Source organism: Massilia sp. NP310, from assembly GCF_019443485.1.
GTDB lineage: Bacteria > Pseudomonadota > Gammaproteobacteria > Burkholderiales > Burkholderiaceae_D > Telluria > Telluria timonae.
In genome coordinates, this window is record NZ_CP080379.1 from 3,816,482 (window position 1) to 3,828,635 (window position 12,154).

Annotated in this window: 11 protein-coding genes; 5 read left to right on the forward strand and 6 right to left on the reverse strand. The window is 64.6% G+C overall.

The window, feature by feature from the left end:
- Positions 1-109: 109 nt before the first annotated feature.
- Both KY496_RS16760 and KY496_RS16765 read right to left on the reverse strand, forming a co-directional pair.
- A complete protein-coding gene (locus tag KY496_RS16760; protein WP_005664719.1) occupies positions 110-1,351 on the reverse strand; it encodes an acetylornithine/succinyldiaminopimelate transaminase in 1,242 nt (413 codons plus the stop codon).
- Between the two features lie 133 nt (positions 1,352-1,484).
- The gene (locus tag KY496_RS16765) at positions 1,485-2,423 is read right to left on the reverse strand and encodes a GlxA family transcriptional regulator (protein ID WP_005664717.1); all 939 of its coding nucleotides are present in this window, start codon (positions 2,421-2,423) and stop codon (positions 1,485-1,487) included.
- Positions 2,424-2,641: 218 nt separating this feature from the next.
- Between KY496_RS16765 and KY496_RS16770 the strand changes: the two genes are divergently transcribed.
- From KY496_RS16770 to KY496_RS16790, 5 genes are all read left to right on the forward strand, one after another.
- Positions 2,642-3,076 (forward strand): MarR family winged helix-turn-helix transcriptional regulator, encoded by a 435-nt coding sequence (locus tag KY496_RS16770; RefSeq protein WP_229409737.1) that lies wholly within the window; start codon positions 2,642-2,644, stop codon positions 3,074-3,076.
- Positions 3,073-3,354 carry a hypothetical protein gene (locus tag KY496_RS16775; RefSeq protein WP_005664713.1) on the forward strand — a complete coding sequence of 94 codons (282 nt, stop codon included), beginning with the start codon at positions 3,073-3,075 and terminating at the stop codon, positions 3,352-3,354. The genes KY496_RS16770 and KY496_RS16775 overlap by 4 nt, the downstream gene beginning before the upstream one ends.
- 88 nt (positions 3,355-3,442) lie before the next feature.
- The gene (locus tag KY496_RS16780) at positions 3,443-4,276 is read left to right on the forward strand and encodes an HDOD domain-containing protein (RefSeq protein ID WP_005664712.1); all 834 of its coding nucleotides are present in this window, start codon (positions 3,443-3,445) and stop codon (positions 4,274-4,276) included.
- Positions 4,277-4,540: 264 nt separating this feature from the next.
- Complete coding sequence (locus tag KY496_RS16785) at positions 4,541-5,338, forward strand: glucose 1-dehydrogenase (RefSeq protein ID WP_005664711.1); 798 nt, start codon at positions 4,541-4,543, stop codon at positions 5,336-5,338.
- Positions 5,331-7,151 (forward strand): glycoside hydrolase family 15 protein, encoded by a 1,821-nt coding sequence (locus tag KY496_RS16790; RefSeq protein WP_219861643.1) that lies wholly within the window; start codon positions 5,331-5,333, stop codon positions 7,149-7,151. Before KY496_RS16785 ends, KY496_RS16790 begins: the two co-directional genes overlap by 8 nt.
- Before the next feature lie 381 nt (positions 7,152-7,532).
- Here KY496_RS16790 and secF read toward each other — a convergent pair whose 3' ends face one another.
- From secF to tgt, 4 genes are all read right to left on the reverse strand, one after another.
- Positions 7,533-8,555 (reverse strand): protein translocase subunit SecF, encoded by a 1,023-nt coding sequence (secF, locus tag KY496_RS16795; protein WP_219861645.1) that lies wholly within the window; start codon positions 8,553-8,555, stop codon positions 7,533-7,535.
- A gap of 15 nt (positions 8,556-8,570) precedes the next feature.
- Complete coding sequence (gene secD / locus KY496_RS16800) at positions 8,571-10,445, reverse strand: protein translocase subunit SecD (protein WP_219861647.1); 1,875 nt, start codon at positions 10,443-10,445, stop codon at positions 8,571-8,573.
- A 56-nt stretch (positions 10,446-10,501) separates the two neighbouring features.
- A complete protein-coding gene (gene yajC, locus KY496_RS16805) occupies positions 10,502-10,831 on the reverse strand; it encodes a preprotein translocase subunit YajC (protein WP_005664704.1) in 330 nt (109 codons plus the stop codon).
- 178 nt (positions 10,832-11,009) lie between these two features.
- Positions 11,010-12,149 (reverse strand): tRNA guanosine(34) transglycosylase Tgt, encoded by a 1,140-nt coding sequence (gene tgt, locus KY496_RS16810; protein ID WP_184239844.1) that lies wholly within the window; start codon positions 12,147-12,149, stop codon positions 11,010-11,012.
- Positions 12,150-12,154: the final 5 nt, after the last annotated feature.

Sequence of the window (12,154 nt, forward strand, 5' to 3'; positions counted from 1 at the left end):
TCCCTGGTGATACGTAAGTGGAGGCAATCAGTGAAGACAGTAAGTAAGGACAATGCCCGCAGCCGGCCCCGCCCTTCCGGGCGGGCCGGCCGCGACCGGGGTGTGGCGATCAGGCGCCGGCGAATTCCGCCACCGCCGCGCGCATCAGGCGGTCGGCTTCGACGATCTGTTCGTCCGTCACCACCAGCGCCGGCGCCAGGCGCACGACGTCGGGACCTGCGATCAGCAGCATCAGGCCCAGCTTCTCGCACAGCTTGGTGTAGTCCTTCGAGCGGCCCTTGAAGCCTTCGGCCATCGGCAGGCCGATGAGCAGGCCCATGCCGCGCGGCTGGCCGAACACGTTCGGATAATCCGCCGCCAGCTGCTGCAGATTGGCCATGACCTTGGCGCTGGCTTCCTTGACGCGGCCCAGGAAGGCCGGCTGGTTGATCAGCTCCAGGACCTTGAGGCCGACGCTCGACGCCAGCGGGTTGCCGCCGTAGGTGGTGCCGTGGGTGCCGACCGCCAGGTACTGGCCGATCTCGGTGGTGGTCAGCATGGCGCCGATCGGATAGCCGTTGCCCAGCGCCTTGGCCGAGGTCAGCACGTCCGGCACCACGCCCATCTGTTCATAGGCGAACAGCGAGCCGGTGCGGCCCATGCCCGACTGCACTTCGTCGAACACCAGCAGCGCGCCGGTCTTGTCGCAGAACTCGCGCAGCGCCTTCAGGTAGTCCGGGTTGCCCGGGATGACGCCGCCTTCGCCCTGGATCGGCTCGACGATCACGGCCGCGACGTCGTCGGTGATGGCGGCGCGCGCCGCCTCGATGTCGTTGTACGGGATGTGGGAGAGGTCTTGCGGCAGCGGCTCGAAGCCTTCGGTGTACTTCGGCTGGCCGCCGACCGAGACGGTAAACAGGGTGCGGCCGTGGAACGACGACAGGCAGGACACGATGCGCGACTTGTGCGGGCCGAACTTGCCGTGCGCGTACTTGCGCGCCAGTTTCAGGGCCGCTTCATTGGCTTCGGCGCCCGAGTTGCAGAAGAAGGCGCGTTCGGCGAAGGTGGCATCGATCAGGGCCGAGGCCAGGCGCAGCACCGGCTCGTTGGTGTAGCCATTGCCGATATGCCACAGGGTGTTGAGCTGCCTGGTCAGCGCTTCGTTCACTTCCGGATTGGCGTGGCCCAGGGCGGTGACGGCGATGCCCGAGGTGAAGTCGAGGTAATGCTTGCCTTCCTGGTCCCACAGGTCCAGGCCCGACGCGCGTACCGGCACCATCGCGGCCGGAGCGTAGGTGGGGACCAGGACCTCGTCGAAGGTCTGCCGGGTGACAGGCAGCGTGGCGATACCCGAATCAAGCTTTGCGTTCATGGCTTCTTTTCCTCATCCAATCAGTGTGGGTGGTGCGGGGTGAGTTCACCGCATGATCGGGCCATTATAGAAACGCTTCCTGACAACTTCTTTTAGAAGTGCGACAGGCATTTTCATTTTTGACGCTGCTTGACTATTGAGCAAGTTTCCGCTGGCGTTCTTCCCTTGGTGTATTACCAAACAGCGCGCCGAATGCCGTCGAGAAATGCGATCCGGAAGAAAAGCCGCACATCAGCCCGACCTGCACGATCGAGTGATTGGTGTCGAGCAGCAACTGACGCGCGCGGCGCAGGCGCAGTTCGAGGTAGTAGCGCGACGGCAGGCTGCCCAGGTATTGCTTGAACAGGCGCTCCAGCTGGCGCCGCGAAATGCCGGCCAGCTGGGCGATCTCGTCGGTCGAGAGCGGCTCTTCGATGTTCGCTTCCATCAGCGCCACCGCCTCGGACAGCTTCGGCTGCAGGGCGCCGAAGCGGGCCTGCAGCGCCACCCGCTGGCGTTCGTCCGGGCCGCGCACCCGGTCGATGCACAGGGTTTCCTTTACTTGCGCCTGGGCCGTGGCGCCGAACAGCAGCTCGACCAGGGTCAGGGCGAAGTCGATGCTGGCCGCGCCGCCGCAGCAGGTGAGGCGGTTGGCGTCGAATTCGTACAGGTGGGGCGTGAGCAGGGCCTGCTCGGCCTGGGCGTTCACGTCCGGATACAGGGCCCAGGGCAAGGCGGTGCGGGCGCCATGCAGGACGCCGGCGTCGGCCAGCCACAGCACGCCGGCGCCGACGCCACCCCAGTATGGCGCGGCGCGGCAGCGTTCGATCAGCGCGCGCAGGTTGGCCGGGCGCAGGGCCGCCTCGGACTCGTCGGCCACCAGCAGCACCAGGTGCCAGTGGCGCCCGGCATCGCCCATGAATTTATCGGGACCGCGCACGTCGACGTGCAGGCGCTCCGGCCCCAGCACCTTGGCCGCCAGCCGCAGCGGCTGGTACAGCCCGGACCAGGTCAGCGCATCGGGCTCGCCGGCGTTCACCAGCAGGATGCGCAGCGGCCGCTCCTGCGCCAGCAGGGACAGGTCAGGCTGCATCGCGGCGGGTGACGGATGCCATTGGAGCGGTGGATGCGCGGCGGGCGTGATGAAAGAACATGGTCGTCTATCATACCGGAGATCAACCAGCGCGTTTCGAGCCAGCTATGCCTCCTGCAGAATCTTGCGTAGCGGGCAACGGAAGGCGCGGCGGACGGCTATAATCCCGGCCCATGGGGGAACGATATCTAAAAAGCGTCCGGCTGCTGGCCGAGTGCATGCAAGGCTTCGAGCGGGTCTCGGGCGACGCGGTGCGCCAGAACGGGTTGACGCATGCGCAGTTCGATATCATCGCCACGCTGGGCAATACGACCGGCATGAGCTACAAGGAACTGGGCGAACGCACCCTGATCACCAAGGGCACCCTGACCGGCGTCATCGAACGCCTGGAGCAAAAAGGCCTGGTGCTGCGCGAGCGCAGCTGCGACGACAAGCGATCGTTCTTCGTGCGCCTGACGCCTGCCGGCGACCAGGTGTTCTGCGATGTGTTCCCGAAAGTGATTGCACGTGGAAAAGAATTGTTCACCGCCTACAGCGATGCCGACTTCGCCGCGCTCGAAGACGCGCTCGGCCTGCTGCGCGCGCGCATCCGCGGCAACGACGATGGCGACAGCCCCACTCCCTCCCCATTCCACCTGAAGGAAACGCCTTGAAAACCTCTCTCATCGACGGCAAGAAGCCAGCCCATTTCGACAAGCACATCATCGGCAACATCCTGCTCGACGTCGCCCCACTGGACGAAGTGCGCGAGGAACCGATGCTGATCGGCGTGCGCAACGAAGCCGGCGAGATCTATCGCCTCATCGGCGCAACCAAACTCAACAGCTACATGAACGCGGTCGAGGAACTGCTCGACCTCGGCCTGGTCGACGAACTGGAAAACCTCGAAGAACAGAAGGAAGGCTGCGACGCCATTTTCGGCGAAGAGTAAGCACCTGGATGCCACGGCTCCATTGAAATCGATACCGTAGGGCAATATTTTTGCAAGCAAGGTGTTGTGTTAGGGGTATAATTTTTTCATGGACCAGGTCTCCGCACTCGACAGCATCGCCGCCGAAGCCAGCCGCGGCGAACTTGCTTTCCCCACCAGCGTCAACGCCACGCTGACCCTGCAGCGGGCGCTGGGCGAACCCGACTGCCATATCGACGCCGCCGCCCGCCTGGTGCAGGCCGAGCCGCTGCTGGCGGCGCGCACGGTCGCGATCGCCAACTCGGTGGCCTATAACCGCAGCGGCAACGACGTCACCAATGTGCGCGCGGCGGTCCAGCGCGTGGGCTTTCGCACCCTGGGCGCCCTGGCGGCCTCGGTGATCGTGCGCCAGCTGGCCAGCGAGATCCGCGATCCCGGCCTGCGCCACAAGGCCGACCAATTGTGGGCCCACTCGGCCCACGTGGCGGCCCTCAGCCAGGTGATCGCGCGCCGCGTGTCCTTCGTCGATCCCGAAACGGCGCTGTTCGCCGGCATCGTGCACGAGGTCGGCGGCTTTTATCTGCTGTCGCGCGCCGAAGCCCTGCCCGGCCTGCTGGACGACAACCTCGATGCCTGGCTCGACCATGGCGAAGCGGCCATCGGCCGCGGCGTGCTGCACAAGCTGGGCGTCCCGGCGCCGGTCATGAGCGCGATCGAAGCGCTGTGGGACGGCATGCGCGCGCTGCCGCCGGAAACCCTGGGCGACACCCTGTTGCTGGCCAACGACCTGTCGCCGCTGCCGTCTCCGCTGTTCGCGCCGCCTGGCGCCACCACCCATGCCGCGGCCGCGACCATCGACTTCGTGTTCGGCGAAGGCACGCTCAAGGGCGTGCTGGAAGAGTCGGGCGAGGAAGTGAAGAGCCTGACGTCGGCGCTGCTGTAAGCGAGCAAAAAAACGCCCGCTCGGTGAGGAGCGGGCCAAGTCCAAAACTAGGGATGTCCTGAAAGAGACAGGTCCATCTTATGCTTGCGGCGTAGCGCACTCCGTACGTTCACGCACACTATCGAACAAGCGCCGCATTCCGTTTGCCTTGCACCAGACGCCCGTCCAGGCGTGCATGTTCCATCCCTGCTTTCTGCTAAGGTCGTCCAGCCAGGACGCGACCGCAGAGCGCGTCCGGCGCAATCACGCTCTGGAGGACATCCCATGCAAATCAGCCTGAACGACCAGGTGGCGCTCGTGACCGGTGGCGACTCCGGCATCGGCCGCGCCATCTGCATCGCCTACGCCGCGGCCGGCGCCAAGGTGGTGGTCAACTACAACAGCAGCCAGGACAAGGCCGACGAAGTCGTACGCCAGATCAAGGAAGCCGGCGGCCAGGCGCTGGCGGTGCAGTGCAATGTGTCCAGCGAGGACGACGTCGAGCGCCTGTTCGCGCAGACCGACCAGGCCTTCGGCGGCCTCGACATCCTGGTCGCCAACGCCGGCATGCAGAAGGATGCGCGCATCGCCGACATGTCGCTGGACGAGTGGAAGGCCGTGCTCGACGTCAACCTGACCGGCCAGTTCCTGTGCGCCCGCGCCGCGGTGAAACGCTTTCGCCGGCAGGGCAACCGTGGCCGGATGCGCGCCAACGGCGTCATCCTGTGCATGAGCTCGGTCCACGAGACGATTCCCTGGGCCGGCCACGTCAACTATGCCGCGTCCAAGGGCGGCATCGGCATGTTCATGCGCTCGCTGGCCCAGGAAGTGGCGCAGGAACGCATCCGCGTCAACGGCATCGCGCCCGGCGCCATCCGCACCCCGATCAACGAAGACGCCACCGAAGGCGAGGCGGGCAAGAAGCTGCTCGAGCTGATACCGTATGGACGCATCGGCGAGGTCGACGACGTGGCCAGCCTGGCGTTGTTCATGGCCTCCGACCTGGCCGACTACATGACCGGCGCCACGGTCTATGTGGATGGCGGCATGGCGCTCTATCCAGGGTTCGAAGACAATGGCTGAACCCAACGCAACGCGCCCGCCACGTCCGATCGGCGAGCATGGCGCCATCGGCAATATGGCCACGATCGCGCTGGTGGCGCTCGATGGCACGGTCGACTTCCTGTGCTGGCCCGACTTCGACAGCCCCAGCATCTTCGCCGCCCTGCTCGACCCCGAACAGGGCGGTCACTTCACCATCGCGCCCGAGATGGATGACATGCGCGTGGTGCAGACCTATGTGCCCGACACCAATGTGCTGCTGACCCAGTGGCTGGGCGAGACGTGCAACGTCGAACTCATCGATTTCATGGTCGGTCCCGAGGAGCTCGGCCATGGCGCGGCGCGCCTGGTGCGCCGGGTGCGGGTCAGCAGCGGCGAAGCCCGCATCCGGGTCGATTGCCAGCCGCGCTTCGACTACGCGCGCCAGCGGCCCGAAGTCACGGTGGGGCAGGACCACGTGCTGTTCGCGGCCAGCGGCGCGCCGCGCCTGCGCCTGTCGGCGCCGGTCGAATTCACCGCGACCGACGGCGGCGCCGGCGCCTCCATCGTGCTGCGCGACGGCGACGTCATGGATTTCGTGCTCGACGAAGATGGCGACTCGGCGCTCGATGCCGGCGCGCGCGACGCCCTGCTGGCCGAGGTCGTGCGGCGCTGGCAGGACTGGACCCGGCGCTCGACCTATAAAGGCCGCTGGCGCGAGGCGGTCAACCGCTCGGCGCTGGTGCTCAAGCTGATGACCTCGTGCCGCCACGGCTCGATGGTCGCGGCCGCGACCTTCGGCCTGCCCGAGGTGCTGGGCGGTTCGCGCAACTGGGACTACCGCGCCACCTGGATCCGCGACGCCTCGTTCACCGTGTACGCGCTGATGCGGCTCGGCTACGTCGCCGAGGCCAAGGCGTTCACGCGCTGGTCGGCCGAGCGGCCGAAGCACGATTCGACCGACGCCCACCTGCGCATCATGTATGCGCTGGACGGCAGCCCGGTAGGAGAAGAAATCGAGCTCGACCACCTGGCGGGGTACGCCGGCTCCAAGCCGGTGCGCATCGGCAATGCCGCCGCCACCCAGCTGCAGCTCGATATCTTCGGCGCCCTGCTCGATTCTATCTATCTGAGCAATAAATATGGCGAAGCGATTTCGCATGCCGACTGGATCGGCGTATGCGAGGTCGTCAATTACGTCTGCGAAAACTGGCAACGTCCAGACGCCGGCATCTGGGAAGGCCGCGAGGCGCCGCGCGAACACCTGCATTCCCAACTCATGTGCTGGGTGGCGGTCGACCGCGCGGTGCGCCTTGCGAGCAAGCGCTCGCTGCGGGCGCCGTTCGAGCGCTGGATCGCGGCGCGCAACGAGATCTCGCGCTACATCTGGGACACCTTCTGGAACGAAGAGCTTGGCCACTTCGTGCGCAGCAAGGGTTCGCGCGACCTGGACGGCGCGCTCCTGATGATGCCGCTGGTGCGCTTCATCGGCTCGACCGACCCGCAGTGGCTGGCCACCCTGGACGCGATCGGAGACCAGCTCGGCGACGATGCGCTGGTGCTGCGCTACGACCGCGACGACGGCCTCGAAGGCCAGGAAGGCGCGTTCGCGGCCTGCTCCTTCTGGTACGTCGAATGCCTGGCGCGCGCCGGCCGCATCGACCAGGCCCGCAACAATATGGAAAAGCTACTCGCCTACGGCAACCACGTGCACCTGTATGCGGAGGAATTCACCAATCAGGCCGAGCTGCTCGGCAACTTCCCGCAAGCTTTTACTCACCTGGCCCTGATCAGCGCCGCGACCTATCTCGATGCGGCGCTCGACGGCAAGATCGAGCATCCCTGGCAGTTATAGATACTGCGGACAAAAAAAACCCGCGCCGTTGCCGGTGCGGGTAAAGTCCAAAACTAGGGATGTCCTGAAAGAGACGAGTCCATCTTATGCGAGCGGCGCCCCACCCTCGGTGCGCCATTTCACATTTAACATGTCTTTTTTACATTTCGGTTTCCAGGGCTGGAAACGCCGGGCAAAAAAAACCCGCCTCGTTGCGGAAGCGGGTGAAGTCCAAAACTAGGGATGTCCTGAAAGAGACAGGTTCACTATAGGGGTGCGCGATAGCCTACTCCGTGCGCTGCCACACACAACACTGTCAAATTCGCCGCGCAACGGATCCGCATCAAACAAAATGCCGCCGCAGCAGGGCCGGGGCGGCATTTTTCATGCGGAGCGGGTAGCTCAGACCACCGCGCCGTCGGTCTCGTCCTTTTCCTTGATCGGCTTGATCAGGTCTTCGCGCTTGACGCCCAGCCACATGGCCACGGCCGCCGCCACGAACACCGACGAATAGATGCCGAAGCAGATGCCGATGGCCAGTGCGATCGCGAAGTAATGCAGCGCATAGCCGCCGAAGAACAGCATCGACAGCACCATCATGAGGGTCGAGCCGTGGGTGATGATGGTGCGCGAGATGGTGCTGGTGATCGCGTGGTCGATCACTTCCGAGGTCGACATCTTGCGCTGCCTGCGGAACATCTCGCGGATACGGTCGAAGATGACGACCGATTCGTTGACCGAATAGCCCAGCACCGCCAGGGTGGCCGCCAGCACCGTCAGCGAGAATTCCCACTGGAAGAAGGCGAAGAAGCCCAGGATGATGACCACGTCGTGCAGGTTGGCGACCACGGCGGCGACGGCGAATTTCCATTCGAAGCGGATCGCCAGGTAGATCATGATGCCGACGATCACCATGATCAGTGCGTTCAGGCCGTTTTGCGCGAGTTCTTCGCCGACCGACGGACCGACGAATTCCACGCGCTGCAGGCTGATCAGTTCTTCACCGGAAGCGCTGGCGCAGCTGGTGTGGTTGACGACTTCACCCTTTTCGGTCGTGGTCTGGCTCTGCTTCGGCGCACCGCCGTCGGCGGCGCAGATGGCGTTGAAGACGCGCCCCGAGGTACTGGCCGCTTCCGTGCCTTCCAGGATCGGCAGGCGCAGCATGATGTCCTGGGCGGTGCCGAAGCTGGCCACCTCAGGGTGCGAATAGCCCATGCCGCGCAGCGTGTCGCGGATCTTTTCCTGGTTGGCCGCATGCGGATAACGCAGCTCCATCACGGTACCGCCGGTGAACTCCACCGAGAAGTTCAGGCCTTTGCTGAACAGGAAGAACACCGCAGCGACGAAGGTCAGCACCGAGATCGCATTGAGGATCAGGGCGTGACGCATGAACGGGATGTCCCGTTTGATCTTGAAAAATTCCATGTCAGTCTCGAGTCCTTACTTCTTGGTGGGCGACATGCCCGGCTGCCAGACCGTGCCGATCGAAATCTTGGTCAGTTTCTTCTTGCGGCCGTACCACAGGTTGGCGAAGCCACGGGCCACGACAACCGCCGAGAACATCGAGGTCAGGATGCCCAGGCAGTGCACGACGGCGAAGCCGCGCACCGGACCGGAACCGAAGATCAGCAGCGCCAGGCCGACGATCAGGGTGGTCACGTTGGAGTCGACGATGGTGTCCCAGGCGTGCTTGGAACCGGCCGCGATCGCCGCCTGCGGCGGGGCGCCGGCGCGCAACTCTTCGCGGATGCGCTCGTTGACCAGCACGTTGGAGTCGATCGCGACGCCCAGCGCCAGCGCGATGGCGGCGATGCCCGGCAGGGTAAGCGTAATACCCAGGATCGACAGCAGGGCCAGCAGGAACAGCACGTTGGCCGCCAGCGCCAGCGCCGAGAACACGCCGAACAGGTGGTAGTAGACGATCATGAAGACCGCGATCGCCACGAAGCCCCAGATGGTCGAGTGCAGGCCGCGTTCGATGTTCTCGGCGCCCAGCTGCGGGCCGATCACGCGTTCCTCGACGAATTCCATCGGCGCCGACAACGCGCCGGAGCGCAGCAGCAGGGCCAGTTCGTTGGCGTCCTGCGAGGTGCCCATATTGGTGATCTGGAAGGTCGAACCCAGTTCGCTCTGGATGGTCGGGGCCGACAGCACGTTGTAGACGCCCTTCTCTTTCAGCAGGATCGCCATGCGCTTGCCGACGTTGTCGCGGGTCGCCTGGCGGATGCGGCGGCCGCCGTCGCCGTTGAGGTCGATCGAGACGGCGGGCTGCTGGTTCTGGTCGAAGCTGGCGGTGGCGCTCGAGATGTAGTCGCCGGTCAGGATGATGTCGCGCGACAGCACGACTGGGGCGCCGCGGCCTTCGGTGAACAGCTCGGAATTGAGCGGGATGGCGGCCGACAGCTCGGTGCCCGGGGTCACGGTCTGGTCGACCATGCGCAGCTCGAGGGTCGCGGTGCGGCCGATGATGTCCTTGGCGCGCGCCACGTCCTGCACGCCCGGCAGCTGGACCACGATGCGGTCGGCGCCCTGCTGCTGGATGATCGGCTCGGTGGTGCCCAGCTCATTGATACGCTTGGACAGGGTCACGATGTTCTGCTTGACGCCGTCTTCGACGCTGCGCTTGATCGCGTCCGGCTTGAGGCTGACGACCAGCTTCTGGTCGGCGCCGTCGGCGGCGTCGGCGAAGTTCAGCTCGTTCGAGCGCGAGGTCAGCACATTGCGTGCGGCGGAGCGGGTCGCGGCGTCGCGGAAGCGCACTTCGATGGTGTCGCCCACGCGCTCGATGCCGGCGTGGCGCACGTTCTCGTCGCGCAGGTTGCTGCGCACGCTGGCCTGCAGCGCCTTGACCTTGTTGTCGATCACGTCCCTGGTATTGACCTGCAGCAGGAAGTGCACGCCGCCGCGCAAGTCGAGGCCGAGGCTCATCGGGCCGGCGCCGATCTTTTCCATCCAGGCCGGGGTATTGGTGACCAGGTTGACGGTGACGATGTAATCGGGGTTGGCCGGGTCGCGGTTCAGTTCGCGTTCCAGGGCCAGCTTGGCCTTGAATTGTTCTTCGGTGCCGGCGAAGCGCACACGCACCGACGTCGTGTGACCGGTGCCTTCGAGGGAGAGTCCGGTATGGGGAATGCCGGCACGCTTGAGCGCATCCTCGACCAGGGTGGTGGAGGCGCTGGTGATGTTCAGGGTCGAACGGCCCGATGTCACCTGCAACGCCGGCGTTTCGCCGAAGTAGTTAGGCGCCGTGTACAACGCGCCGAGCAGCAGCGCGATGACGATCATTAGGTATTTCCAGACGGGATAGCGATTCATAGTGTTCCGGCGTTCAGGTTGGGCAGTGCGGCTCGCGGGCCGCACGGAGCTTGCTCTTACAGGGCTTTCAGGGTGCCCTTCGGCAGCAGGGTGGTCACTGCGTTCTTCTGCACGGTGATTTCGGTGCCGGTGGCGATCTCCAGGGTCACGTAGGCGTCGGTCACTTTCGAGACGCGGCCCACGATGCCGCCAGCGGTGACGACTTCATCGCCCTTGGTCAGTGCATCCATCATCGCTTTCAGCTCGCGCTGGCGTTTCTGCTGAGGACGGATCATCAGGAAGTACATGACCACGAACATCAGGATCAGCGGCAGGAAGGTCGTCAGGCTGCCCATGATGCCTGGGTCAGCGGCGGCGGTTTGCGCGTAAGCGTTGGAAATGAACACAAGAACTCCGATTGTGAAGTTAAAAAAATAAGCGGTGTATTCTAGCATCGGCCAGTCGCCGAAAACCAAATCTGGAGGTAGGTGATCTTGCTTTTCGGTATTGCAAGAGCTTGCTAGAAATTAAATTCCGGCGCCGCCGTCAATACGGCAGCGCCCGGCTCAGCGGGTAAGCAAGTGCTTACACGCCGCGCGCGCGGCCCGCATTGAACTCGATGCGGAACTCGTTGAAACGGTCGGCATCGATGGCATCGCGCATTTCCTGCATGAGTTTGAGGTAGTAATGCAGGTTGTGGATCGTGTTCAGGCGCGCGCCCAGGATTTCGTTCGAGCGGTGCAGATGGTGCAGGTAGGCGCGCGAGAAGTTCTTGCAGCAATAGCAATCGCAGCTCTCGTCCAGCGGCGCCTGGTCGTCCTTGTAGCGCGCATTCTTGATCTTGACGTCGCCGAAGCGGGTGAACAGCCAGCCATTGCGCGCATTCCGGGTCGGCATCACGCAGTCGAACATGTCGACGCCGTTCGCCACGCCGTCGACCAGGTCTTCCGGAGTGCCGACGCCCATCAGGTAGTGCGGCTTGTTCTCGGGCAGGCGCGGGCCGACGTGGGCCAGGATGCGCTTCATGTCTTCCTTCGGCTCGCCCACCGACAGGCCGCCGATCGCCAGGCCCGGGAAATTAATGTCCTCGAGGCCGGCCAGCGACTCGTCGCGCAGGTGCTCGTACATGCCGCCCTGGACGATGCCGAACAGTGCGTTCGGGTTGCCGCCGCCGGTGAATTCGTTCATCGAGCGCTGGGCCCAGCGCAGCGACATGCGCATCGACTTGGCCGCTTCTTCCGCGGTGGCCGGACGGCCGTCGATTTCATAAGGCGTGCATTCGTCGAACTGCATCACGATGTCCGAGTTCAGCGCGCGCTGGATCTGCATCGAGATCTCGGGCGACAGGAACTGGCGCGAGCCGTCGATCGGCGAGGCGAACTTGACGCCCTCTTCCGTGATCTTGCGCATGGCGCCGAGCGAAAACACCTGGAAGCCGCCCGAGTCGGTCAGGATCGGCTTGTCCCAGCCCATGAACTGGTGCAGGCCGCCGAACTTGTTCATCACGTCGACGCCGGGACGCAGCCACAGGTGGAAGGTGTTACCGAGAATGATCTGCGAGCCGACTTCTTTCAGTTCGACCGGCGACATCGCCTTGACCGAACCATAGGTGCCGACCGGCATGAAGATCGGGGTTTCGATGGTGCCGTGGTTCAGCTTCAGGCGGCCGCGGCGGGCGTGCGACAGGCCGCTGGTGTCTTTCTTGAGCAGGGTGAATTCGAGCATCGTAT